Source organism: Rhodococcus sp. SORGH_AS_0303 (assembly GCF_030819335.1).
In the GTDB taxonomy this organism is placed as follows: domain Bacteria; phylum Actinomycetota; class Actinomycetes; order Mycobacteriales; family Mycobacteriaceae; genus Rhodococcoides.
In genome coordinates this window covers 3,001,540-3,025,305 of record NZ_JAUTBO010000001.1, presented here as the reverse complement: position 1 = coordinate 3,025,305, position 23,766 = coordinate 3,001,540, and the positions used below count along the sequence as shown (strand labels likewise).

At 69.3% G+C, this 23,766-nt stretch carries 20 protein-coding genes and 1 riboswitch; of the genes, 5 read left to right on the top strand and 15 right to left on the bottom strand.

Annotated elements, in window-relative coordinates; all coding sequences use genetic code 11:
* Positions 1 to 46 precede the first annotated feature (46 nt).
* A riboswitch (SAM riboswitch) is annotated at positions 47 to 165 on the bottom strand.
* Positions 166 to 461: 296 nt separating this feature from the next.
* Together QE449_RS14190 and QE449_RS14185 are read left to right on the top strand one after the other, a co-directional pair.
* Complete coding sequence (locus QE449_RS14190) at positions 462 to 1,613, top strand: MFS transporter (protein WP_027503756.1); 1,152 nt, start codon at positions 462 to 464, stop codon at positions 1,611 to 1,613.
* 94 nt (positions 1,614 to 1,707) lie between these two features.
* Entirely contained in the window at positions 1,708 to 2,460 is a 753-nt protein-coding gene (locus QE449_RS14185; RefSeq protein WP_373428393.1) for an exodeoxyribonuclease III, read from the top strand.
* Between the two features lie 9 nt (positions 2,461 to 2,469).
* Here QE449_RS14185 and araA read toward each other — a convergent pair whose 3' ends face one another.
* The 9 genes from araA to QE449_RS14140 form a co-directional block, all read right to left on the bottom strand.
* The gene (gene araA, locus QE449_RS14180) at positions 2,470 to 4,014 is read right to left on the bottom strand and encodes an L-arabinose isomerase (RefSeq protein WP_051612913.1); all 1,545 of its coding nucleotides are present in this window, start codon (positions 4,012 to 4,014) and stop codon (positions 2,470 to 2,472) included.
* A gap of 79 nt (positions 4,015 to 4,093) precedes the next feature.
* Positions 4,094 to 4,771, bottom strand: a complete 678-nt coding sequence (locus tag QE449_RS14175; RefSeq protein ID WP_222627238.1) for an L-ribulose-5-phosphate 4-epimerase — start codon at positions 4,769 to 4,771, stop codon at positions 4,094 to 4,096.
* Positions 4,768 to 6,450, bottom strand: a complete 1,683-nt coding sequence (gene araB, locus QE449_RS14170) for a ribulokinase (protein WP_307109006.1) — start codon at positions 6,448 to 6,450, stop codon at positions 4,768 to 4,770. Before araB ends, QE449_RS14175 begins: the two co-directional genes overlap by 4 nt.
* Positions 6,447 to 7,475, bottom strand: a complete 1,029-nt coding sequence (locus tag QE449_RS14165) for a LacI family DNA-binding transcriptional regulator (protein ID WP_027503751.1) — start codon at positions 7,473 to 7,475, stop codon at positions 6,447 to 6,449. Before QE449_RS14165 ends, araB begins: the two co-directional genes overlap by 4 nt.
* Entirely contained in the window at positions 7,472 to 8,515 is a 1,044-nt protein-coding gene (gene yjfF / locus QE449_RS14160; protein WP_037183810.1) for a galactofuranose ABC transporter, permease protein YjfF, read from the bottom strand. The genes QE449_RS14165 and yjfF overlap by 4 nt, the downstream gene beginning before the upstream one ends.
* Entirely contained in the window at positions 8,512 to 9,618 is a 1,107-nt protein-coding gene (locus QE449_RS14155; protein WP_285188664.1) for an ABC transporter permease, read from the bottom strand. The genes yjfF and QE449_RS14155 overlap by 4 nt, the downstream gene beginning before the upstream one ends.
* Positions 9,615 to 11,240, bottom strand: coding sequence for a sugar ABC transporter ATP-binding protein (locus QE449_RS14150; protein ID WP_307109005.1), 1,626 nt, complete (start codon positions 11,238 to 11,240; stop codon positions 9,615 to 9,617). Before QE449_RS14150 ends, QE449_RS14155 begins: the two co-directional genes overlap by 4 nt.
* 1 nt (position 11,241) lies before the next feature.
* A complete protein-coding gene (locus QE449_RS14145) occupies positions 11,242 to 12,231 on the bottom strand; it encodes an ABC transporter substrate-binding protein (protein ID WP_027503747.1) in 990 nt (329 codons plus the stop codon).
* Between the two features lie 192 nt (positions 12,232 to 12,423).
* Positions 12,424 to 13,440, bottom strand: a complete 1,017-nt coding sequence (locus tag QE449_RS14140; RefSeq protein WP_307109004.1) for an aldose epimerase family protein — start codon at positions 13,438 to 13,440, stop codon at positions 12,424 to 12,426.
* A 41-nt stretch (positions 13,441 to 13,481) separates the two neighbouring features.
* Here QE449_RS14140 and trpS point away from each other — a divergent pair, with 41 nt between their 5' ends.
* Complete coding sequence (trpS, locus tag QE449_RS14135) at positions 13,482 to 14,525, top strand: tryptophan--tRNA ligase (protein WP_056447663.1); 1,044 nt, start codon at positions 13,482 to 13,484, stop codon at positions 14,523 to 14,525.
* Positions 14,526 to 14,530: 5 nt separating this feature from the next.
* Positions 14,531 to 15,553: an inner membrane protein YhjD gene (gene yhjD / locus QE449_RS14130; protein WP_222650343.1), complete on the top strand. Its 1,023-nt coding sequence runs from the start codon at positions 14,531 to 14,533 to the stop codon at positions 15,551 to 15,553.
* 12 nt (positions 15,554 to 15,565) lie between these two features.
* On the opposite strand, the gene QE449_RS14125 is transcribed toward yhjD, so the two are convergent.
* From QE449_RS14125 to iolC, 5 genes are all read right to left on the bottom strand, one after another.
* The gene (locus QE449_RS14125; protein WP_037183807.1) at positions 15,566 to 16,945 is read right to left on the bottom strand and encodes a D-alanyl-D-alanine carboxypeptidase family protein; all 1,380 of its coding nucleotides are present in this window, start codon (positions 16,943 to 16,945) and stop codon (positions 15,566 to 15,568) included.
* 69 nt (positions 16,946 to 17,014) lie between these two features.
* Entirely contained in the window at positions 17,015 to 18,967 is a 1,953-nt protein-coding gene (iolD, locus tag QE449_RS14120) for a 3D-(3,5/4)-trihydroxycyclohexane-1,2-dione acylhydrolase (decyclizing) (RefSeq protein WP_222638737.1), read from the bottom strand.
* A 2-nt stretch (positions 18,968 to 18,969) separates the two neighbouring features.
* Positions 18,970 to 19,863 carry a 5-deoxy-glucuronate isomerase gene (gene iolB, locus QE449_RS14115; RefSeq protein ID WP_027503741.1) on the bottom strand — a complete coding sequence of 298 codons (894 nt, stop codon included), beginning with the start codon at positions 19,861 to 19,863 and terminating at the stop codon, positions 18,970 to 18,972.
* Entirely contained in the window at positions 19,860 to 20,768 is a 909-nt protein-coding gene (locus tag QE449_RS14110) for a hypothetical protein (protein WP_027503740.1), read from the bottom strand. Before QE449_RS14110 ends, iolB begins: the two co-directional genes overlap by 4 nt.
* Positions 20,761 to 21,795, bottom strand: a complete 1,035-nt coding sequence (iolC, locus tag QE449_RS14105) for a 5-dehydro-2-deoxygluconokinase (protein WP_373428299.1) — start codon at positions 21,793 to 21,795, stop codon at positions 20,761 to 20,763. Before iolC ends, QE449_RS14110 begins: the two co-directional genes overlap by 8 nt.
* Before the next feature lie 173 nt (positions 21,796 to 21,968).
* Between iolC and QE449_RS14100 the strand changes: the two genes are divergently transcribed.
* On the top strand, positions 21,969 to 22,706 hold the full coding sequence (locus tag QE449_RS14100; protein ID WP_027503738.1) for a GntR family transcriptional regulator: 738 nt from the start codon (positions 21,969 to 21,971) through the stop codon (positions 22,704 to 22,706).
* A gap of 10 nt (positions 22,707 to 22,716) precedes the next feature.
* On the opposite strand, the gene QE449_RS14095 is transcribed toward QE449_RS14100, so the two are convergent.
* The gene (locus QE449_RS14095) at positions 22,717 to 23,715 is read right to left on the bottom strand and encodes an ABC transporter substrate-binding protein (protein ID WP_307109002.1); all 999 of its coding nucleotides are present in this window, start codon (positions 23,713 to 23,715) and stop codon (positions 22,717 to 22,719) included.
* Positions 23,716 to 23,766: the final 51 nt, after the last annotated feature.

Here is a 23,766-nt window from a genome sequence, read left to right as displayed (position 1 = left end):
AACATGGGTACCTCCGAGATCGTCGGTCGGTGGGCCCGAGGAGACGGGCCCGCGCTTGCTCTCGGCCCGTGCGGGCCGAGTAACCCGGTCATCACCCGGGGCACCCCACCGCGGTTGGAGGGTTGCCGGCCAGCAAGCCGGGGCTCGATGCTGGCACTCATGACCTTGGCGGGAATGGTAGCGGGTCGGGTGTCGACGACACGAGGGTGGCCGAACTCACGATCGTTCGATTGGCGAATGATCCTGCCGACGGTCAGACTGGTGAGGTGATCGGGCGCCTCTCGGGGCGCCCGTCGTCCTTGACCACCCGAGCGCTTCTGAATCGATCATGAACGATCGACGACGGGCGCAGACCCGAAAGTGAGCTCGTGACACCCCCCTCCGTCGCGTTCGACGTCCTTCCCGCTGCTGCCGCGGACCCCGCGGCGGATCGGCTGCGGGTGCGCCGCCGACGCGTCGCGATGCTGGCGCTCGCGCTCGGCGGTTTCGGCATCGGCACCACGGAGTTCGTCTCGATGGGCCTGCTCCCGGAGATGGCGACCACGATGGGGGTGTCCGAGCCCAGCGCCGGCCACCTCATCTCCGCCTACGCCGTCGGTGTCGTGGTGGGTGCGCCCGTCATCGCCGCGCTCGCGGCGCGGGTGCCGCGGCGGACGTTGCTTCTCGCCCTCATGGTGGCGTTCACTCTCGGCAACCTGGGCACGGTGTTCGCGCCCAGCTTCCACGAGCTGATGGCCTCCCGCTTCGTCGCCGGACTGCCGCACGGCGCGTACTTCGGTGTGGCAGCGCTGGTGGCCGCCCACCTCGCCGATCCCGGTGCGCGTGCCAAGTCGGTGGCCATGGTGATGATGGGACTGTCCGTCGCCAATGTCGTCGGTGTGCCGGCGGCCACGTGGATAGGCCAGGCGTTCGGCTGGCGCAGCGCGTTCGGCATCGTCGCCGTCATCGGTGCCCTCACCGTCACCGCCCTCGCGGTGTGGCTGCCGCGACTGGACTCGATGCCCACCACGAACCCGCGGACCGAGCTGGGCGCCTTCCGGCGCACGCAGGTGTGGATGACCCTCTTCGTGGGCATGGTGGGCTTCGGCGGCATGTTCGCCGTGTACACCTACATCGCCACGACATTGACGGACGTGGCCGGTCTGTCCAAGGCCGCGGTGCCCCTGGCGCTGATGATCTACGGCCTCGGCATGGTGGTCGGCAACATGGCCGGCGGATGGATCGCGGACCGCATGCTCGTCCCCGGGCTCTTCCTGGCGATGACGTCCGTCGCGGTGAGCCTGGCGGTGTTCGTCGCCGCGGCGCACAACCCGGTGACCGCTCTGATCGTCGTGTTCCTCATCGCCGCATCGGGATCCGCCATCGTGCCCGGACTGCAGACGCGACTGATGGACGTGGCCGCCGATGCGCAGACCCTCGCCGCCTCGCTCAACCACGCGGCGTTCAACTTCGCGAACGCGCTGGGGGCCGCCCTCGGCGGCGCCGTCATCGCCGCGGGCTTCGGCTACACGGCGCCGGCCGTGGTGGGTGCCGGTCTCGCGATCGCCGGCATCGCCGTTCTGGCCACGTCGGTGGCGATGCAGCGTCGCACCGACGCTCGTCTCGCCGCCTGACGGTCCTGTCCGCCCTGTCGGATACGGTGCTGCGGTGTCTCACACCATCACGTCGGTCAACGTCAACGGAGTGCGCGCCGCGGTGCGCAAGGGCATGCTCGAGTGGCTCGAGCAGTCCGCGGCGGACATCGTCTGCCTGCAGGAGACGCGGGCGACGGACGAGGAGCTGCTCGCCTGCCTCGCTCCCGCGCTGGGCGAGGGCTGGCATCTCGTGTCCGCCGAGCCGTCCGCGAAGGGCCGCAACGGTGTCGCCATCCTGTCGCGGGTTCCTGCGGACAGTTTCGTCGTCGGGTTCGGGAGCGCCGAGTTCGACGACGCGGGGCGCTGGATCGAGGCCTGCTTCCCGGCCGTCGGAGCAGATCCGGCCGTCACCGTCGCCAGTCTCTACCTGCCGTCCGGTGAGGTGGGCACCGAGAAGCAGGACTTCAAGGAACGGTTCATGGCCGCGTTCGAGCACCGTCTCGCGGCGCTCGCGTCCTCGGGCGAGCATCACGTGGTCTGCGGCGACTGGAACATCGCGCACACCGAACGGGATCTGAAGAACTGGAAGGGCAACCGCACCAAGTCCGGCTTCCTGGCGAGCGAGCGCGCCTGGCTCGACGCTCTCGTCGGTGAGTCGGGAGCGTGGGTCGACGTGATGCGAGCGCTCCACCCGGACGTCGACGGGCCCTACAGCTGGTGGTCGTACCGCGGCAAGGCCTTCGACAACGACGCCGGGTGGCGCATCGACTACCAGATGGCCACCCGGGACTTCGCGGACCGTGCGAAGGACGCCGTGGTCGAGCGGGCCGACACCTACGACCAGCGGTGGTCCGACCACGCACCGGTCACCGTCGTCTACCGCTGACCGGTCGGCTCACAACGCGGCGGCCAGTCGGTGGTACGCCGCGTTCCAGCGCAACGTGCGCTGGAAGTCTCGTGTGGTGGTGCCCTCCTCGATCGTGAGCAGCTCCACCGCGATCATGTCCGAGAACGCTTCCAGTACCGGCAGATCGAGCGCGGTGCTCAGCACCGTGTGATGCGGTGCGCCGGCTGTGAGCCACGACTCCGCGGACACCGACAGCGAGGGCTGCGGTTTCCACACGGCGCAGGCCACCGGCAGGGAGGGCAGCGCCTCGTCCGGCTCGACGACCTCGATGACGTTGGCGGTGAGGCGGAACCGTTCGCCGACGTCGGAGATGCCCACGACGATGCCGGCGCCGGGATCCGCCGTGAAGCGCAGTCGTACGGGATCTTCGCGCCCGCCGATCGACAACGGATGGATCTCGAGAGTCGGGGTCGCCGTGGTGATGGACGGGCACACCTCGAGCATGTGTGCCCCCAGGATCTTCTCCTCGCCGGGCACGAGGTGGTACGTGTAGTCCTCCATGAACGACGTGCCGCCGGGCTGCCCGATGGCCATGGTCTTCATGGCGCGCAACAACATCGAGGTCTTCCAGTCGCCCTCGCCGCCGAAGCCCCACCCGTCGGCCATCAGCCTCTGGACCGCGAGTCCGGGGAGCTGACGCAGGCCGCCGAGGTCCTCGAAGTTCGTGGTGAAGGCGCCGAATCCGCCCTCGGTCAGGAACTGTCGCATGCCCGCCTCGACCCGTGCGCCGTAGCGCAGCGACTCGTGTCGATCGCCGCCCGGCCGCAACGCGGATGCGACGTCGTAGGTCTCGACGTACTCGTCGACCAGGGCGGACACCGCGGCCTCGTCCACCGCGGAGACGACCTCGACGAGATCGTTGACACCGTAGGTGTTAACGGAGACACCGAACCGCAGCTGAGCCTCCACCTTGTCGCCCTCGGTGACGGCCACGTCGCGCATGTTGTCGCCGAAGCGCGCCAGCCGGAGCAACCGCATGTCGGCGCGACCGCGCGCCGCACACGTCCACTGTTCGACGCGCCGGACGACGGCGGGATCGTCGACGTGTCCGGCGACGGTGGTCCGCAGCACACCGACGCGGGACTGGATGTGACCGAACTCCCGGTCGCCGTGCGCGGCCTGGTTGAGGTTCATGAACTCCATGTCGATGGTCGACCACGGCAGCGACATCCCGGCCTGCGTGTGCAGATGCAGGAGGGGCACGTCGAGGGCGTCGAGGCCGGCGATCCACATCTTGGCGGGGGAGAAGGTGTGCATCCAGGTGATCACCCCGATGCAGTCGTCGGTCGTGTTGGCCTCGCGCATCCGGTTCAGGATGGACGACGCGTCGAGGAGCACCGGCTTCCAGACCACCGTCACACCCAGTGCATCGTCGAGTTTCTCGGCGATCGTGCGGGACTGCACCGCCACCTGCTCGAGAGTCTCGGGACCGTACAGACTCTGGCTGCCCGTGAGGAACCAGACCTCGGGTCGGGCGACACCGGACGGTGCGGGCGAGGGGGACGGGGCGGACCTGGTTTCGACGATTGACATGGGAACCTCCTGGTCACCGCAGAGGCGGTGGAACGAGTGCGGGCGAAGACGGGTGAGGAGCGAGTGGTGCTGCGGCGGTTCAGCGTTGGCCGTACACGTTCTGGTAGCGGTCGTGCAGCGCGTCGACGGCGTCCGGTGGGATGGGCAGAGGCCGGCCGAGCTGGTGTGCGAGATGCACCGACCGTGCGACGTCCTCGCACATCACCGCTGCCTTGACGGCGGACCGCGCCGTCGGGCCCACCGCGAAGACGCCGTGGTTCTGCATCAGCACGGCGGGCGACCTGCTGCCACGCAGCGTGTCGACGATGCCGCGTCCGATCGAGTCGTCACCGATCGCGGCGAACGGTCCGACGGGGATGTCGCCGCCGAACTCGTCGGCGCACATCGTGGTGACCACCGGGATCGGCTCGCCGCGGGCGGCCCACGCCACCGCGTAGGGGGAGTGGGTGTGCACCACGGCGCCGACGTGATCGAGGTGGCGGTAGACGTAGGCCTGGGCCGCGGTGTCGGAGGACGGGGCATGATCGCCCTCGACCACGGTGCCGTGCAGATCGCACAGCACCATGTTCTCGGGGGTGAGGTCGTCGTAGGAGACGCCGCTCGGCTTGATCACGAAGAGGTCGTGGCCGGGGACCCGAGCGGACACGTTGCCGGCGGTCCACACCACCAGTCCGTACCGCACCAGTTCGGCGTGCAGCGCGCACACCTCGGCGCGGACCGCCTCCACGGTGCCGCGAGCGCTGTCGAGAACGGTCATCGTCGAACCGCCTTCCGGTCGAGCACGTCGCCGCGGAGGGCCCGCAGGTCGCGCATGGTGGACACCTGACGTCCGAAGTGGTCGTGAAGATCGGAGTAGATGCGGAACAGAGCGTCGTAGGCCTGCGACCGGCCCTCGTCGGGTTGGTACGCGCCGCGGTGCACGCGGCCCATCGCCTTCGAGGCCACGGGCACGTCGGCGTAGCAGCCGGCCGCGACTGCCGCGTGGATCGCCGATCCCAGCGCCGGACCCTGGTCGGACCCGATGACCGAGAGCGGCATGCGCAGCACGTCGGCGTAGATCTGCATCAGCAGTGGGTTCTTCGCCAGTCCGCCGGCGACGACGAACTCCTCGACCGGAACACCGCTGGCGCGGAAGGTCTCGACGATGACCCGCGTGCCGAAGGCCGTGGCCTCGAGCAGTGCCCGATAGATGTCCTCGGGCCTGGTGGCGAGAGTCGTACCCAGCAACAGTCCCGACAGTCGGTGGTCGACCAGGACGGATCGGTTGCCGCTGTGCCAGTCGAGGGCCACCAACCCGTGTTCGCCGACCTCCTGCTCGGACGCCAGCCGGGTCAGGTACTCGTGGACCGACTCGCCGGCCTCGGCGGCGGCGTCGCGGTAGTCGGCAGGAACCCCGGTGCGCGTGAACCATCCGAAGATGTCGCCGACTCCGGACTGCCCGGCCTCGTACCCGTAGGACCCCGCGACGATGCCGCCGTCGACGACGCCGCACATCCCCGGAACCTCCCGCAGTACGTCGGCGCTCATGACGTGACAGGTGGAGGTGCCCATGATCGCCACCATGCGCCCGGGTTCCACGGCGCGGGCCGCCGGCGCCGTGACGTGCGCGTCGACGTTGCCGACGGCCACGGCGATTCCCTCGGGCAGTCCGGTCCACGCGGCCGCCTCGGCGGTCAGAGATCCTGCACGAGAACCCAGTTCGCCGATCGGCTGGTCGAGCTTGTCGGTGACGAACGCGGCGAACCCGGGTGCCAGGGCGGTGAGGAACTCGGCCGACGGGTACTCGCCGTCCTGGAGAATGCCCTTGTAACCCGCCGTGCAGGCGTTGCGGACGTAGCGTCCGCACAGCTGCCAGACGATCCAGTCCGCCGCCTCGACCCACCGCTCCATGGCGTCGTAGACCTCGGGGTCCTCCTCGTGGATCTGCAACGCCTTGGCGAACTCCCACTCGGACGAGATCAATCCGCCGTAGCGGGGGAGCCACGCCTCGCCGCGCTCCGCGGCGAGGGCGTTGATGCGATCGGCCTGGCCCTGCGCCGCATGGTGTTTCCACAGCTTCACGTAGGCGTGCGGCCGATCGGCGAACTGGGCGACCTCGTCGAGCGGGGTGCCGTCGGCGAGCGTGGGCACCATCGTGCACGCCGTGAAGTCGGTCCCGATGCCGACCACCCGGTCGGGCGGGACACCGGCATCGCGCAGGGCTGCGGGAACGGCGGTGCGGAGCACGTCGCGGTAGTCGTCGGGAACCTGAAGGGCCCAGGCGTCGCCGAGTCGCACGGAGCCACCGGGCAGCGTCGACTCCAGGACTCCGTGTCGGTACTCGTGCACGGCCGTACCCAGCTCGGCACCGTCGGAGACCCGCACGACGACGGCCCGTCCGGACAGCGTGCCGAAATCGACTCCGATGGTGTAGGTCTCGTGATCGGGCGTCGTCATGGCTGTTCTCCTGTGGCTCGGGTGGTGCTCGCGCGCACGACGAGTTCCGGAGCGATCTGCGTCTCGGGACCGCCGGTCCCGTCGATCGCCGCTCGCAGGATCTCGATGGCGCGTCGGCCCACCTCGGTGAAGTTCTGTCGGATCGTCGTCAGCGGAGGGATGAGATAGGCGGCTTCGGGGATGTCGTCGAAGCCCACGACGCTCACGTCCTCCGGCACCCGACGGCCGTGCTCGTGGAACGCACGCAGCAGGCCCAGCGCCATCTGATCGTTGGCGCAGAACACCGCCGTGACGTCGGGATCGGCCGCCAACCGGGAGCCGCGCTCGAACCCACTGCGCGCGGACCAGTCACCACGGAGCGGAGGGGTCCACGGCAGCCCCGCCTCGTCGAGGACCTCCCGCCACCCCTGTTCGCGCGCGCGAGCCTCGGCCCAACCCAGCGGACCCGCGAGGTGGGCGATGCGTCGATGTCCGGAATCGACGAGGTGACGGGTGGCCAGGCGGGCGCCGCCGACCTGGTCGATGCCGACCGTCCAGCGCGAGGTCAGCGGATCGCCCTCCACGACGACGACGGGCACCACCGCCTCCTCGGAGCGCGCCGCGGCCACCGCGTCGTCGGTCGCGGCGATGAGGACGATGCCCTCGACGCCCTGGTCGTGCAGGTGGTGCATCGCGTCGACGAGCTCGTCGCGCGAGAGGGTCGTGAGACTGACCGCGCTGACCGAGAAACCGGCCTCGCGGGCGGCGCTCTGGACGGTGCGGTGGGTGGTGCTCGGGCCCCAGAATCCGAGCTTGGAGCCGATGATGCCGATGGTGGCCGACCGCTTCGTCACCAGGGCGCGGGCGGCCCGGTTGGGCCGGTACCCGAGCTGGTCGATGGCACGCTGGACCCGTTCCCGAGTCTCCGGACGAAGGTTGTTCTGTCCGTTGATGACTCGGGAGACCGTCTGATGGGACACGCCGGCGAGCCGGGCGACGTCGGCCATGACGGGAGGTCGACCGTCCGTGCCGGTCGTGGTGGTCATGCTCGCCTCGGACGGAAGCGGGCCCGCGGCACCGTGGTCAGACGCTGAGCGACGACGAAGACGAGCAGCAGTGTTCCGACCGTGATCCGGGTCCACCACGAACTCAGGGTCCCGTCGAACGCGATGAACGTCTGGATGGCACCGAGGATGAGGACACCGACGACCGAGCCGAGAACGTAGCCTCGGCCACCCGTGAGCAGCGTCCCACCGATGACGACGGCGGCGATCGCGTCGAGCTCCATGCCGACCGCGTGCAGGCTGTAACCCGACAGGGCGTAGAACGCGAACAGGAGTCCGCCGAGCGCGGCGCAGAAACCGCTGATCGAGTAGACACCCACCTTCACCGCCGCCACACGCAGTCCCATCAGCACGGCCGACGCCTCGTTGCCGCCGATGCCGTAGACCGACCGGCCGAAACGGGTGCATGCGAGGACGTAGGCCGCCACCGCGACGGTCACGAGTGCGATGACGACGCTCCACGTGATGGTGTAGCCGCCCGGGAGCTCGATCACGGCGAACGCGATGGAGCTGAACGTCTCGTCGGTGATGGGGATGGACTCGACGCCGATCATGTAGCAGAGACCACGGGCGAGGAACATGCCGGCGAGCGTGGCGACGAACGGCTGGATCTGGAGGTAGTGCACCAACACGCCCATCGTGGTGCCGAGCAGCGTGCCGCACAGCAGCACGGCCGCGATGACGAGGACCGGGGACCAGCCGAGTTGCAGTGTGCGCGCTGCGATCATGGTCGACAGCGCCACGACGGAGCCGACCGAGAGATCGATACCGCCGGTCAGGATGACGAAGGTCATGCCCACGGCGAGGACGATCAGGAACGCGTTGTCGACGAACAGGGAGAGGAACAGCTGCGGGTCGGCGAAGCCGGGGTAGCGCATCTCGCCGACGCCGAACAGGCCGACGAGCAAGGCGAAGGTGGCGATGACCGGCAGGAACCTGCTCGGCGGCGAATAGCGCCGGATGCGGTCCCAGCGGGACGGCGCGGTGGAGGTGGCCGGGGGGCGTGTCAGCAGATCGGTCATGACCGGGCCGCCTTTCGAGTCGTCGGTCTCCTGTGTCGAAGGCCCAGCAGTGACGCTCGGGCACGCGGTGACTGCAGGAGGCAGACGACGATGACGACCAGAGCCTTGAAGAGGTAGTTGGCCTCGGAGGGGATGCCGAGATTCGGGATGGTGCGGGTCAGGGTGCCGATGAGCAGCGCACCGACCACGGTGCCGGCGAGCGAGAAGCGTCCGCCCGTGAGTGCCGTGCCGCCGATCACCACGGCGAGGATCGCGTCGAGCTCGATCCACAGACCGAGGCTGTTGGCGTTCACCGAGTTGGTGTTGGCGGCGATGATGAGACCGGCGATGCCGGAGCATGTCGCCGCGAAGACGTAGACCGTCCACACGATCGTGCGGGCGCTCACTCCCGCGAGGCGACTGGCCTCGGGATTGATGCCGACCGCTTCGACGAGCATGCCGAGGGCGGTACGGCGGGTCAGCAGGGCGGTCACCACGACGACGGCGAGCGCGATCAGCAACGCCACGGGGAGTCCGAGGACGATCCCCGAGGCGAGCGAGCTGAAGGCCCCGTCCTGCACGGTGGTGATCTGACCGTCCGTGATGAGCATGGCCAGGCCGCGGCCGGCCACCATGAGGACCAGGGTCGCGATGATCGGCTGAATCCCGAACACCGACACCAGCAGTCCGTTCCACAGGCCCAGCAGCACGCTGGCTCCCAGTGCCCACACGACGGCCATGACGACGGTGGTGACGGCGCCCTCGTCCGGGGCGGCCGCGATACGGGTGCAGGCCACGGCCGCCGCGATGACGGCGACGGCGCCGACCGACAGGTCGATGCCGCGGGTCGCGACCACGAGCGTCATGCCCACCGCGACGAGGATGAGCGGTGCGGAGTTCCGCGCGATGTCGACGACGTTGCCGAACAGGCCACCGTTCTCGATCCTGATGTCGAGGAAGTCCGGTGTCGCGACGACGTTGACGACGATCAGCGCGATCAGGGCGAGCAGCGGCCAGACGACCGGGTGAGACATCCATCCCGGGGTCCGGCGACCGGCCGGGGCGTCGGACGCCGGCCGTGGCGGGGGAGTCGACGTCGGTCGTACTCCCAGAGTGTCGGTCATGCCTCGGAACTCCTGTCGTCTGCGCGGGTTCCCGCCGCGATGGTCGCGAGGACGTCGTCGACGGAGACTCCGCGGTTGACGCGCTCGTCGATCAGGTGGTGATCGCGCATCACGACGACGCGGTCGCTGAGGCGCAGGATCTCCTCGAGCTCGGCCGAGATGAACACGACCGACATCCCGCGTTCGGCGAGATCTGCCACGAGAGCCTGGATCTGCGCCTTGGCGCCGATGTCGATTCCGCGGGTGGGCTCGTCCAGGATCAGGATCTCCGGTTCCGTGACGAGCCAGCGCGCGAGCAGCACTTTCTGTTGGTTGCCGCCGGAGAGGTTGCGCATCAACGCGTTCGGGTCCGCGGGGCGGATGTCGAGTGCAGTGATGTACTTCTCCACCAGGGCGGTGCGGGTGGCGCGGGGGATCGGGCGCATCCACCCACGAGTGGCCTGGAGCGCGAGCATCATGTTGTCGGCCACCGTCAGGTCGCCCACGACGCCGTCCGCCTTGCGGTCCTCGCTGGTGAGCGCGACCCGTCGATCGATCGCGTTGCGTGGTGTGCGGAAACGTCGACGGGTGGAGTGGATCTCGATGGTGCCGGAATCTGCGCGGTCCGCCCCGCCGAGCAACCTCGCCAGTTCGGTGCGGCCCGATCCCAGCAGCCCCGCGACGCCGACGACCTGCCCGGCGTACAGCCGGAGATCCGTAGCCTCGAGGGCGCCCTTGCGGCCGAGGCCGAGCACCTCCATGACGGGTTCGGTGGTGGGATCGACCACCGTGGGCTCGCGGTCGTCCAACTCGCGCAGGGTGTCGAGCTCCCGGCCGATCATCAGTTCCACCAGGGTCAGTTGCGGGGTGTCCGCCACCGACCGCTCCTCCACCAGGCGTCCGTTGCGCAGGATCGTCATGCGATCCGAGATGCGATAGACCTGGTCGAGGAAGTGGGAGACGAAGACGACGGCCGTACCCGCGTCCCGCAGCCGCTCGATGACCCCGTACAGGGTCTCCACCTCGTCCTTGTCGAGGCTGGAGGTGGGCTCGTCGAGGATGAGCACGCGGGCGTCGACGTCCACCGCACGAGCGATCGCGATCAACTGCTGCACGGCGATGGGGTGATCGCCGAGCACCGACGCGGGATCGACCGCGAGGCCCAGTCGATCGAGCGTCGCACGTGCGCGGCGGTTCATCGCCCGGGTGTCGATACCGCCCACGGCGTCGAGAACGGTGCGCACCGCGCCGCCGGTGCTGCCGAGCAGTCGGTCGAGCCGCCGCGGCTCGCGCCCGAGCAGCATGTTCTCGGCCACGGTGAGGTTGGGCAGGAGGTTGACCTCCTGGTACACCGTGCTGATGCCGGCGGCCTGAGCGGCCGCCGGACTCGCGAACTCGTGCACGGTCCCGTCGACGGTGACGGTGCCGCTGTCGATCGGGTAGACGCCGGTGAGCGCCTTGATCAACGTCGACTTGCCGGCACCGTTCTCGCCCATCAGCGAGTGGACCTCGCCCGGGTAGAGCCGCAGGGAGACGCCGTCGAGGGCACGGACGGCGCCGAAGGTGATGGAGATGTCCGTCATCTCCACGATCGGTTCCGTCGCCGTCGTGGTCGGCGGGGGGACGATCATCTCGGTGCTCATGTCAGTACTGGCGGTCGGCGAGCACGGAGGCGGCCTGCTCGCGGGTGAAGGTGGTCTCCTCGGTGACCACGCGCTTGGGTACCTCGTCGCCGGCGACGACCTTCTTCGTCAGGTCCATCAGTTGCGGTCCGAGCAGCGGGTTGCACTCGACGATGTAGTCGATCTTGCCGTCGGCCAGCGCCTGCATGCCGTCCTTGACCGCGTCGACGGTGATGATCTTGATGTCCTTGCCGGGGACGAGGCCGGCCGCCTCGATGGCCTCGATGGCGCCGAGGCCCATGTCGTCGTTGTGGGCGTAGACCACGTCGATGGCCTTGTCGGAGTTCAGGAACGACTCCATGACCTGCTTGCCGCCGTCGCGGGTGAAGTCACCGGTCTGGGACTTGGAGATGGCGATGGTCGGTTGTGCGGCGATGGCCTCGCGGAAGCCCTCGGCGCGATCGATGGCCGGTGCGGCACCCGTCGTGCCCTCGAGCTCGACCACGTTGATGCGTCCGTCGGCGTTGACGTCCGACGTCGCGCTGTTCTCGACGAGCCAGTCGCCGGCCTTGACGCCCTCGGCGACGAAGTCGGATCCGAGGAACGTGGCGTACAGCGACTCGTCCGTCGTGTCGACCGAGCGGTCGGTGAGGATCACGGGGATGTTCGCGCGCTTCGCTTCCTGCAGCACCGGCTCCCAGCCTGTCTCGACGACCGGGCTGAAGGCGATCACGTCCACCTTCTGCTGGATGTAGGTGCGGATGGCCTTGATCTGGTTCTCCTGCTTCTGCTGTGCGTCGGAGAACTTGAGATCGATTCCGGCCTCGCTCGCCGCGCCCTGGATCGACGTGGTGTTGGCGGTGCGCCAGCCGCTCTCGGCTCCGACCTGCGAGAAACCCAGGACGGTCCCGCCTCCGCCGCTCGCGGAGTCGCCTCCGCCGCCGCAGGCACTCAGGATCAGCGCACTGCTCACCAGGAACGTGCTCGCTGCAACGACTCTCTTCGACGTCATCGTGGTCTCCTCTGTAGGCATCACTCCGTGTGACGCGTGACACAGAGTGTGAGCGTTAACATTCGTCTGCGTCAAGAGGTTCGCGAACATTGCCGAAACGAGATGTGAACGCTCACATCAATGGCATCATGTGGCGGTCGTGACGCGGGAGGGCCGGACGACCACACCGCGGGAAGGCTGGAGGTGGGCCGACTATCGTGCGGCGAACCTGTACTCGATCACGCAGCGAGACGTCTCGCCCGGGCGCAGGACGGCCGACGGGAACGCCGGCCGGTTCGGGCTGTCGGGGAAGAACTGGGGCTCGAGCGCGAGTCCGTCGCCCTGACACAGCGCGGTACCGCGTCGGGACACGGTGATGCCGTCGAGGAAGTTGCCGGTGTAGACCTGCAGCCCGGGCCGATTCGTCCACACCTCGAGCGTCGTGTCGCTGCGATGCGACGTGACACGCGCGGCGCGGCGCAACTCCCCGCCGTCCTCGGGTCCGTCGAGGACGAAGTTGTGGTCCACCCCTCGCGTGGCCGCCACATGAGGATCGTCGGACCGGACGACGTCGCCGATGCGGCGCGGGAGCCGCAGGTCGAGTGCCGTGCCGTCGACCGGGACGACACCGTTCGTGGGAATTCCCGCGGAGTCCACGGGCACGAACGAGGCCGCGTCCACCTGCAGTTCGAGGTCGTCGACACCGTGTCCGTCGAGATCGATGTAGGCATGGCTGGTCAGGTTCACCACTGTCGTACGTGAGGTCTGCGCGAGGTACTCGATGCGCATCGTGTCTCCCTGGACCGAGTAGACGGCGCGTGCCCGCACCTCGCCGGGGTAGCCCTGGTCGCCGTCGGGACTCACCAGGGACAGTTCCACCTCGTCAGCGGTGACCCGCTCCACCGTCCAGGTGCGGGAGTCGAAGCCGTCGACTCCGCCGTGCAGGTGGTTGTCGCCGTCGTTGCGCGACACCTCCACCCGCTCACCGTCGAGGTCGAATCGCCCGTGCGCGATGCGATTGGCGTAGCGCCCCACGGTCGCCCCGAGGTAGTCCGTGCCCGCGCGCAACTCGGCTTCGCCGGCGACGCCGACCGACACGTCGCGGCGCACACCGTCCCCGCCCGTGACGGTCAGGCGCAGCAGGGTCGCACCGTACGGCAGCACCTCCACCTCGATCCCCGGCGCCGAGCCGATGGTCACGGCGGTGTCGGACGTCCTGTCAGTGGTCATGGCGCAGACCCTACGACCAGAGGTGATTGAATCTGTAGATCATGACGACCGACACCGCGACCGACAGCGCAGGAGTCGCACCTCGGCACCGAGTGCTCTCCGGCATCCAGCCCACGGCGGATTCCTTCCACCTGGGCAACTACCTGGGCGCGGTGCGGCAATGGGTCGAACTGCAGGACGAGTACGACGCCTTCTACTTCATTCCGGACCTGCACGCCATCACGGTGCCGCAGGATCCGAAGGAGTTGCGCGCCCGGACTCGCCGCGCCGCAGCGCAGTTGCTGGCCGTCGGCATCGACCCCGCGCGCTCCACGCTGTTCGTGCAGTCCCATGTACCCGAACATGCCCAACTCGCATGGGTTCTCAACTGCATCACCGGATTCGGCGAGGCCGGCCGCATGACGCAGTTCAAGGACAAGTCGGCACGCCAGGGCAGCGATCAGGCGAGTGTGGGCCTGTTCACCTACCCCGTGCTGCAGGCCGCGGACATCCTGCTCTACCGCCCGCAGCGAGTGCCCGTGGGGGAGGACCAGCGCCAGCACCTCGAGCTGACCCGCGATCTCGCCCAACGCTTCAACTCGCGCTACAAGAAGACGTTCGTCGTGCCGGAGGCGCACATCGTCACCGGTATCGCGAAGATCTACGACCTGCAGGAGCCGACGGCGAAGATGAGCAAGTCCGGCTCCGGCGTGTCGGGCCGGATCGACATCCTGGACGACCCCGCCGTGTCGGCCAAGAAGATTCGCTCGGCGGTCACCGACAACGAGCGTGAGATCCGCTACGACACGGCGGAGAAGCCCGGTGTCAGCAATCTGCTCACCATCCAGTCCGCCCTCACCGGCACGCCCGTCGCGACGCTCGTCGAGGGATACGTCGGAAAGGGATACGGTGATCTCAAGAGCGACACCGCGGATGCGGTGTCGGCGTTCTCCGCCCCGGTGCGCACGGCGTTCACGGAGTACATGAACGACCCGGCCGAACTCGACCGGATTCTTCGGGACGGGGCCGAGCACGCACGCTCGATCGCGTCCAGGACGTTGGCACAGGTGTACGACAGGGTCGGATTCCTTCCACCGAAAGGCTGAGCGCCATGCCGGACTTCGCGGCGATCATCGAGGAACGTCGACGGCGGTGGCCGTGGTTCGATCACCTCGCGCGGGCCGGCTCGGTGTACCAGCAGCAGAAGGGCGACTACTACGCCGCGGGTATCACCTACTTCAGCGTTCTGGCCCTCTTCCCGCTGCTGATGGTCGCGTTCGCCGTGGTGGGCTTCGTTCTGGCCTCCCGGCCGGACCTGTTGACGGAACTGCAGTCCCAGATCGCCGAGAACGTTCCCGGGAGTTTCGCGGGCACCATCAACGAACTGGTCTCGAGTGCCATCGAGTCGCGCACCAGCGTGGGCATCATCGGTCTCCTGGGTGCGCTCTACGCAGGCCTCGGATGGACGGCCAATCTGCGGGAGGCGCTCACCGCGATGTGGGAGACGCCGCACGAGGCGGGCAGCTTCCTGGCCACCAAGGCCAAGGATCTCGGAGCGTTGCTCGGTCTGGGTCTGGCCCTGGTGATCTCGCTCGGCCTGTCGGCGGTGGCCAGCGGGTCGGTGGTCCCCGCACTCCTGAAGGCCGTCGATCTGGACGATGTTCCCGGTGTCGGCGTCGCCGTGCAGATCGCGTCGTTCGCCCTGGCCATCGCCGCGACGTGGGCACTGTTCGTGTGGGTCATCGCCCGGCTGCCCCGTGAGCCCGTGACCGTGCGCAGCGCGGCACGCGCCGCGCTGTTGGCGGCCGTGGTGTTCGAGATCTTCAAGCAGGTCGGCGCGGTCTACCTCGAGAGCGTCACGTCCGGTCCGGCCGGTGCCACGTTCGGACCGATCATCGGCATCCTCGTGTTCGCCTTCACGACGTCACGCTTCCTCTTGTTCTCGACGGCGTGGGCGGCGACGGCCACGGAGAACCTGTCCCTCGCGGCACCCGCCGTGCCCGACAGTGCGGTGATCGCACCGCAGGTGGTGGTCCGCGAAGGGGTCTCACCCGCCGGTGCGGCAGCTCTCGTCGGCGCCGGCGTGCTCACCGTGCTCGGCCTGGGCGGATGGCGCGGCCGGCGCCGACGCTGACGTGCAGCGTGGTCAGGACCGTCTGCGGTGCAGCGTGCGTGCCCACAGGAGGAGCCCGATCACGACGATCAGACCCAGAACTCCCGCACCGACCCTGATCGCCACCTCGCTCTCGTCGTCCACTCCGGCATAGGCGCCGCCACTGCTCGCCTCGGTCCGCCGATCGGTCGGCGCGGTCGAGGCGGGGGTCGACGAGGTCGGCGCCGCCGCCGCGTCCGGGCTCCCGGTCACCAAGGTGCCCACCACCGTATCGGCAGGCTGCGTGAAGCCGTAGTCGAGCAGGCGGGCGGCCTGCTCCCAGGGCCGGATGGGCAGCACGTCGGCATTCATGAGCGACACGGCCAACCGGCGGCCACCGCGTTCGGCCGCGCCGACGAAGGTCTGGCGTGCGTCGTCGGTGTAGCCGTTCTTGCCGCCCAGTGCATCCGGGTAGTTGAACAGCAGCGCATTGTCGCTGGCAAGGGTGAAGCCCGGCCGGTCCTCGTTGAGCGGCAGATCGGGGTTCACCGGCACGCCGGGCATGTCGGGCCGTGAGGGGTTGTCCGGCTTCGACGCGTCCTTGGGATAGCCCGGGAACGGAACCGATTCGGTGGCAACGAGTTCGGCGAAGGTCGGATCGTCCATCGCGGCCCGGAAGATGAGCGCCAGATCGTAGGGTGAGCAGGCCATGCCCGGTCCGTCGAGACCCGACGGCGACGCCGTGCGCGTGTCCAGGGCACCGAGCTCACGGGCCTTCGCGTTCATCTTCTCCACGGCGGTGTCGACGCCGCCGAGCTGGACGGCGAGGGCGTGCGCGGCATCGTTGCCCGACGCCATCACCAGCCCCTGCATCAGCTGGCGCACCGAGTACACGCCGCCGGTACCGATGCCCACCGCGCTGCCCTCGGCGGCCGCGTCCTCCGCGGTGGCCACCACGGTGCGATCGAGATCGAGCTCGTCGAGCGCGACGAGCGCCAGCAGGACCTTGATCGTGCTCGCCGGCCGGTACCGGCCGTGCGGATCCTTCGCCGCGATCACCGCGCCGGAGTCGAGATCGGTGAGCACCCATCCCGCCGCCGAGATGTCTGCGGGAAGAGCGGGCGCACCGGCAGCGGTGATCACACCGCACGCCGCCAGTTCCTCGCCGCCGACCGTCTCGGCCGGGACGGGTACGGGCTGCGGTTCCGCGTCGCCGGGAGCGGGGACCTCGGACGCGTCGATGGCCGGTGGTGGCACGTCACGGTGGGGACAGGCGTCGGTGTCGGGCGTCCGGAACGGAGTGGACGTCGGAGGCGGTGCGGGCTGCGCCCCGGCGAGACTCGGAAGGAGTGCCGGCGTACCCACGAGCACGACCGCCGTCGCGATCGCCGCGGCTGTCCGTCGGCCGCGTCCGGTGCGGTCGTGAATGTTCATCACCGGTCACCCTAGGCGGCGCGCTCGCGCACGCCGCCCCGGGTGACCGGGTGTGTCCGGATCGAGAAGTCAGTCGGCGGACGGCCGGAGGTACGGCCGCTGGACCTTCTTCCACGCCTCGTACGTCTCGTACGCCGTCTGCGTGCTCTCGAGCGTCGAGGTGGCGCTGACCGGGACGTCCCACCAGGACTCGCTGTCCGGAGCGGCGATCAGCGGATCGGTCTCGACGTGGATGACCGTGCAGCGGTCCGCCGCCTTGGCCACCTTGACGGCGTCGGCGAACTCGCCGGCGGTGTTCACGCGGATGACGTCGGCGCCGAGACTCTGGGCGTTGGCCGCCAGATCGACGGGCAGCACACCGCCGTCGAGTCGACCGGACTCGGACCGATAGCGGTACGCGGTGCCGAAGCGCTGGGAGCCGAGCGACTCCGACAGTGATCCGATGGAGGCGAAGCCGTGGTTCTGCACCAGCACCAGGATGACCTTCACGCCCTCCTGGACCGCGGTGACCAGCTCGGTGGCCATCATGAGGTAGCTGCCGTCGCCGACCATGACGAAGACGTCGCGATCCGGTGCCGCCATCTTGACGCCGATGCCGCCGGCCACCTCGTAGCCCATGCAGGAGAACCCGTACTCGACGTGGTAGCCCTTGGCATCGCGTGTGCGCCAGAGCTTGTGGAGGTCTCCGGGCATCGAGCCGGCGGCGCACACGACGATGTCGCGTGGGTCGGACAGCGAGTTGGTGAGACCGATGACCTGGTTCTGGTTCATGCCGAGGTTGTCGTCGTCCACGGCGTAGACCGAGGCGACCGTGCGATCCCACTCGGCGGCGAGTTCGGTGGCGCGCGCACGGTACTCGGCGCTCACCTCGTGGTCCGCGAGCGCGTCGGTCAGTGCCTCGAGCGCCTCGCGGGCGTCGGCGACCACGGAGAGACCGCCCTGCTTGACCGAGTCGATGGACGCGACGTTGATGTTGACGAACCGCACGTCGGGGTTGGAGAAGGCCGTGCGCGACGCGCTGGTGAAATCGCTGTAGCGCGTGCCGATCCCGATGACCACGTCGGCCTCGGTCGCGAGGGCGTTGGCGGCCGTGGTGCCGGTGGACCCGATCGCTCCGACCGACTGCGGGTGGTCGTACACGAGGGAGCCCTTGCCTGCCTGGCTCTGGCCGACGGGGATTCCGGTCTTCTCCGCGAACGACGCGAGCGCCTCGGTGGCACCGGAGTAGATGACGCCGCCGCCGGCGACGATCAGCGGCGCCTTCGCCGAGCGGATGATCTCGGCGGCGCGGGCGACGACGGACCGCTCGGGCAGCGGGCGGGCGACGTGCCAGGTGCGCGGCGCGAAGAACGACTCGGGCCAGTCGTGTGCCTCGGCCTGGACGTCCTGCGGGACGGCGACCGTGGCGGCGCCGGTCTCCACCGGGTCGGTGAGGACGCGCATGGCGCCGAGCAGAGCCGCGGGCAGTTGCTCGGCGCGCCACACTCGATCGAAGTAGCGCGAGAGCGGCTTGAACGCGTCGTTGACGGTGACGTCGCCGCTGGACGGGAGCTCGAGCTCCTGCAGCACCGGCGAGGAGGCGCGGGTGGCGAAGGTGTCCGCCGGGAGAAGCAGGACGGGCAACCGGTTGATGGTGGCCAACGCCGCGCCGGTGAGCATGTTGGTCGAGCCCGGTCCGACACTGGCGCTGACGGCCCAGGTCTGGAGACGGTCCTTCTGGCGAGCGAAGCCGACGGCGCTGTGCACCATGGCCTGCTCGTTGCGGCCGAGGACGTAGGGGAGCTCCGGCTCGGTGCCCGCCTCGACGGCGTCGATCTCGGCCTGCAGCAACGCCTGTCCGAGACCGGCGACGTTGCCGTGGCCGAAGATGCCGAAGCAGCCCGCGAAGAACTTTGTCCGGACCCCGTCACGCTCGACGTACTGGTTGGCGAGGAAGCGGACGATGGCCTGGGACACCGTGAGGTGCACCATCGGCTCGGCGTTCTCGGTCTTGCTCTGTGACATCGGTGCGGTGGACACCATCGTCAGGCTCCTTTTCCACGGTGCGCTGAGTCCAGCGGAGGTCGGGGGGTGAGGGGGAGGCGTGGATCGACGTCCTGGCCGTCCCACGTGCTGCGGATCCAGGTGTGGTCGGGATCGTCGACGATCTTCCAGGCGCGCTCGCTGCCCGGTCCGGCCATGACGTTGAGGTAGTACATGTGGTAGCCGGGCGCCGCGACGGACGGCCCGTGATACCCGTGCGGGACCAGGACGACGTCACCCGTGCGCACCTCTTCGAGCACCTCGATGGGACGCTCGGGTGTGCCGTACACGCGGTGGTACCCGAAACCGGCGGAACCGTCACGGCCACTGTCGATCTCGAAGTAGTAGATCTCCTCGAGTGCCGATTCGGTCTCGGTCTCCTCGTCGTGCTTGTGGCCGGGGTAGGACGACCAGTTGCCGCCGGGGGTGATGACCTCGCACGCGATGAGCGAGTCGGCCTCGAAGGTGTCGGCGGTGCCGAAGTTGTGCACCTGACGGCTGCAGTTGCCCGCGCCGCGCAGTTCGACGGCGACGTCGGCGGCGGGAACGTACCGGAACGGCAGGGCCCGCGAGGCGCGTGCGCCGCACAGCGCGAAACGTCCACCCTGCTCGCTGCGCAGGGTGTAGCTGCTGTCACGGCCGACGTACGCGAAGTCGGAGGGCCCGTCGAAGACCGACGCGCGCCCCGTCAGTGCGAACGACTCCTCGCCGCACGTGACGGTCGCGGATCCCTGCAGAGGGACCACCATGATCTCGTCGTCGTCGGAGGTGAGATCGACGGACTCGCCGGGTGCGAGAAGCACTGTGCGCAGACTGGACTCGGTCCATCCCGCGCTCTCCGGGGTGACGGTGACTCCGGCGCCGGGGACGGCGGGAATGTAGAACTCGCTGTTCACTCGTCCGCCCCGCCCCGCACCATGTCGACTGCGGTCGCCACCGCGGTGGCGACGTCGCCGTCCTTCGGGTAGAGCAGTGTGCGGCCCACGATGAGGCCGCGGACGGCGGGGATCTTCAGTGCGCGTGCCCAACTGGCGAAGGTCTCGTCGGGCGCGGTCTGCGGGTCGCCGCCGAGGAGCAGCGTCGGGAGCGTGGTGGCGTCCATGACGCGCTCCATCTCGTCGACCACGGGCAGCTTCATCCAGGTGTACGCCGACGAGGCGCCGAGGCCCTGGGCGATGTGGATGGACTTGATGACGGCGTCGGCACGCAGATCGTTGACCACCTTGCCGTCGCGGCGCGACGACAGGAACGGCTCGACCATGGCCATGAGGCCCTCGGCCGCGAGTTCGTCGATGGCCTGCGCGCAGGCGGTGAGGGTGCCGAGCGTGCCGGGATCGTCGAGGTCGATGCGGGTCAGCATCTTGGCGCCGTTCATCCGCGCCTTCGCGGTGGACGCCGCGGTCGCGCCGGTCATCCGGTCGTCGAGCTCGAACGACGCGCCGGCGAGTCCGCCGCGGTTCATCGAGGAGATGACGACCTTGTCATCGAGGGCGCCGAGCAGGACGAGGTCGTCGAGAATCTCGGACGTCGCGAGGACACCGTCGACTCCCGGGTCGGCCAGCGCGGTACGCAGTCGGTCGAGCAGTTCGGTGCGACTGTTCATGGCCGTCGGGTTCGAGCCGACCGACAGGGCACCGCGGGCGGGGTGATCGGCGGCCACGATCATGAGCCGCCCGTCTCCGCGCACCGTCTCACGGGTGACGCGAGAGGCCCAGGCGCGGTCGATCGCGCCCGGGTCGTGCGCCCGGATCTCGGTGACGTCGGCGTACGTGGTGCAGGTCGCGGTGATGGTCTCAGACATGTGCTTCCTCGGAATCGGCGAGATCGGAACCCGGTGCGGTGACCGCGGACTCGGCGAGGGCGGCGACCTCGTCGGCGGTGGGCATGGCGGTGGAGCATTCGAGGCGCGACGCGACGATGGCGCCGGCCGCGTTGGCGTGGCGGAGGATCTTCTCGAGTGGCCAGCCGGACAGCAGTCCGTGGCACAGCGATCCACCGAAGCTGTCGCCGGCACCGAGTCCGTTGACGACGTCGACGAAGTTCGGTGGCACCTCCACGCGCTCGGTGCGCGTCTTGCCCAGTACGCCCTTGGGGCCCTGCTTGACGATCGCCAGTTCCACCCCCATGTCGAGCAGCGCGTCGGCGGCCCGGTCCGGCTCGGTCTCGCCGACGGCGACCTCGCACTCCTCGCGGTTGCCGACGGCCACCGTGACGTGTCGCAGTGCGCGCTGGACCTGCTCGGTCGCGGCGGCGGGGCTCTCCCAGAACATGGGCCGGTAGTCGAGGTCGAGCACCGTCAGCGGAGCGCGTCCACGCGCCTCCCAGGCGGTGAAGTGTGCACTGCGCGAGGGCTCCTCGGACAGACCGGTGACCGTCGACCAGTACAGAGCGGCGCTCCGGACGGCTCCGGTGTCGATGTCCTCAGGACGCACCTGCAGGTCCGGCGCGGTGGGCTTGCGGTAGAAGTACAGCGGGAAGTCGTCCGGCGGGAAGATCTCGCAGAACGTGACCGGGGTGGCGTACTGGCCGTCGACCACGACGTAGCGGTTGTCGACGCCGAGGCGGGCGAGCTCGGCGCGCACGAAGCGGCCGAACGGATCGTCGCCCGCGCCGGAGATCAGCGCGGTGCGGCGCCCGAGTCGCGCGGCGGCGACGGTGACGTTGGCGGCGCTGCCACCGAGGAACTTGCCGAACGTCTCGACGTCCTCGAGGCCCACACCGACCTGCAGGGGATAGATGTCGACTCCGCTGCGTCCGATGGCGAGCACGTCGAAACGTGCATCACCGGTGGGGCCGGTGTTGTTCACTGTGGTCAAGGTCTGCTCCATCGATACTCGGGGCGTGTGCGTGGGGGCCGGTATCACTGTGCTCCGCGCCACACCAACCTGTCAATAGTTTGTCCTGACATTCTAACTTGCCGTCATATTGCGCACGGTCACTTACACTCTGTTCTCGGGCAGCCCGCCCGCACACCCGCCTAGTTTCGGATCGGAGCTGGTACGTGAGTCAACCGCTCGCCGTGGAGCTCGACAGGTCGAGTCCCGTTCCGCTCTACTACCAACTCGCGCAGGCCATCGAGGGCGCGATCCTCGGCGGCAGTCTGGCCCCGGGTGACCGCTTCGAGAACGAGCTCGCCCTCGCGAAGCGCCTGAACCTGTCGAGGCCGACCACGCGTCGGGCCATCCAGGAACTGGTGGACAAGGGGCTGCTGGTGCGCAAGCGTGGCGTCGGCACACAGGTGGTGCAGAGCCCGGTGCATCGACCGGTGGAGCTCACCAGCCTCTTCGACGACCTGGCGCGCGCCGGCCAGGACCCGACGACGAAGTTGCTCGAGTACTCGGTCGGGCTGCCCACCGAGGACGTGGCGCGCGAGCTCAACATCGGGCCGGAGTCCGAGGTGGTCACCGTGCGGCGTCTGCGACTGACCAAGGGTGAACCGCTCGCGCTGATGATCAACTACATGCCCGTCGACGTGGCGCCGGAGCCCGCCGAGCTCGAAGCGCACGGCCTGTACCAGTCGCTTCGCACCAAGGGAGTCCACATCCGCCTCGCTCGTCAGCGCATCGGGGCGAAGGCGGCCGATCGCGACGAGGCGCACCTGCTGGACGAGAAGCCGAAGGCGCCGCTGCTCACCATGCACCGGACGGCGTTCGACGACTCCGGCAAGGTGGTCGAGTACGGGTCGCACGTGTACCGCGCGTCGCGGTACTACTTCGACACGACCCTCGTCGACCGCTGACCCGGAGGCGTCAGCCTGCGATCGACCGGAGTGTCGGCCGAACCTTCTCCAGCGCGTACGTCAGCGACGCCGGTGACGGTGTGTTCAGCGCGATGATGGTCGCGTAGTCCGTGATCAGCATGCCGCCCGAGCGCACCGAGGGTAGGTCAGCCCAGCCGGGCAGTGCCTCGAGATCGGCGGCGGTACCGCCGTTCACGAGGATGATCACCAGGTCGGAGTTCAGGACGTCGACGCGTTCGGGCCCGACGACGAGCCGGTTGCCGGCCGTGGCGGGCAGGTCGACGGCCGGCAGCGTCATCCCCAGTTCCTGGTAGAACGCCGAGGCGCCGTCGTCGGGATCGGCCACCACGACGACTTGCTGGGTGGCCGGGATGTACTGCGACAGCAGCGCCGTCCTCCCCGCCAGTCCGGGCAGCTCCGCGGCGGCATCGGCGAGGGCGGTCCGCGTCCGCGCGATCACCGCGTCGGCGTCGTCCTCGCGGCCGAGCGCCGTGCCCAGCGCGCGCGTCAGCGCGTCGTAGGGCGAGACCGTGTCGCCGATGACGGGAATGGTCGGGGCCAGTGCGGTCAACTGCTCGTACTGGGTCGGTGTCGACGCGGCGAAGTCGGCGAGGATGAGATCCGGTGCGTACGAGGCGATCTCCTCGATGGGGAGGGTGCCCTCGACGGGGACGGGAATGAGCGGTACGTCCGCCGCCAGCTCCGACTGCCAGGGATAGCGGCCGTCCGGTGCCCCGGTCGTGTCCGAGGCGAAGGCCACCGGCTGCACCCCCAGGGCGAGCGCGGCGTCCACGGCCGGAGCGGTGAGGGCGACGATGCGCGGGTCGGACCCGAGTTCGGCGCGGTCGATCGCGGTGGAGCCCAGTGCGTGCTCGATGGTCACTGTGCCCGTCGGGGCGTCGCTGTCGGGCACCGCGTCGGACGCCTGATCACTGCTGCACCCGGCCGCCGTGAGGAGTGTCAGAACGGCGACGGCCGTGGCGAATCGTCGTGATGTCGTGCTGCGCATGCGGTACCCCTGCTGCTCGCGATGCCTCCGGTGACCACGGAGGTAGGGGTA

What these genes read in the sequence shown, in the direction of transcription:
- QE449_RS14110 (WP_027503740.1), bottom strand. Translation starts at nt 20,768, where the DNA reads ATGTCTGAGACCATCACCGCGACCTGCACCACGTACGCCGACGTCACC.
- QE449_RS14190 (WP_027503756.1), top strand. Translation starts at nt 462, where the DNA reads ATGCTGGCGCTCGCGCTCGGCGGTTTCGGCATCGGCACCACGGAGTTC.
- QE449_RS14185 (WP_373428393.1), top strand. Translation starts at nt 1,708, where the DNA reads ATGCTCGAGTGGCTCGAGCAGTCCGCGGCGGACATCGTCTGCCTGCAG.
- QE449_RS14175 (WP_222627238.1), bottom strand. Translation starts at nt 4,771, where the DNA reads ATGACCGTTCTCGACAGCGCTCGCGGCACCGTGGAGGCGGTCCGCGCC.
- QE449_RS14095 (WP_307109002.1), bottom strand. Translation starts at nt 23,715, where the DNA reads ATGCGCAGCACGACATCACGACGATTCGCCACGGCCGTCGCCGTTCTG.
- trpS (WP_056447663.1), top strand. Translation starts at nt 13,482, where the DNA reads ATGACGACCGACACCGCGACCGACAGCGCAGGAGTCGCACCTCGGCAC.
- iolD (WP_222638737.1), bottom strand. Translation starts at nt 18,967, where the DNA reads ATGGTGTCCACCGCACCGATGTCACAGAGCAAGACCGAGAACGCCGAG.
- QE449_RS14125 (WP_037183807.1), bottom strand. Translation starts at nt 16,945, where the DNA reads ATGAACATTCACGACCGCACCGGACGCGGCCGACGGACAGCCGCGGCG.
- iolC (WP_373428299.1), bottom strand. Translation starts at nt 21,795, where the DNA reads ATGGAGCAGACCTTGACCACAGTGAACAACACCGGCCCCACCGGTGAT.
- araA (WP_051612913.1), bottom strand. Translation starts at nt 4,014, where the DNA reads ATGTCAATCGTCGAAACCAGGTCCGCCCCGTCCCCCTCGCCCGCACCG.
- QE449_RS14155 (WP_285188664.1), bottom strand. Translation starts at nt 9,618, where the DNA reads ATGACCGACACTCTGGGAGTACGACCGACGTCGACTCCCCCGCCACGG.
- araB (WP_307109006.1), bottom strand. Translation starts at nt 6,450, where the DNA reads ATGACGACGCCCGATCACGAGACCTACACCATCGGAGTCGATTTCGGC.
- QE449_RS14140 (WP_307109004.1), bottom strand. Translation starts at nt 13,440, where the DNA reads ATGACCACTGACAGGACGTCCGACACCGCCGTGACCATCGGCTCGGCG.
- QE449_RS14165 (WP_027503751.1), bottom strand. Translation starts at nt 7,475, where the DNA reads ATGACCACCACGACCGGCACGGACGGTCGACCTCCCGTCATGGCCGAC.
- QE449_RS14150 (WP_307109005.1), bottom strand. Translation starts at nt 11,240, where the DNA reads ATGAGCACCGAGATGATCGTCCCCCCGCCGACCACGACGGCGACGGAA.
- yhjD (WP_222650343.1), top strand. Translation starts at nt 14,531, where the DNA reads ATGCCGGACTTCGCGGCGATCATCGAGGAACGTCGACGGCGGTGGCCG.
- QE449_RS14145 (WP_027503747.1), bottom strand. Translation starts at nt 12,231, where the DNA reads ATGACGTCGAAGAGAGTCGTTGCAGCGAGCACGTTCCTGGTGAGCAGT.
- yjfF (WP_037183810.1), bottom strand. Translation starts at nt 8,515, where the DNA reads ATGACCGATCTGCTGACACGCCCCCCGGCCACCTCCACCGCGCCGTCC.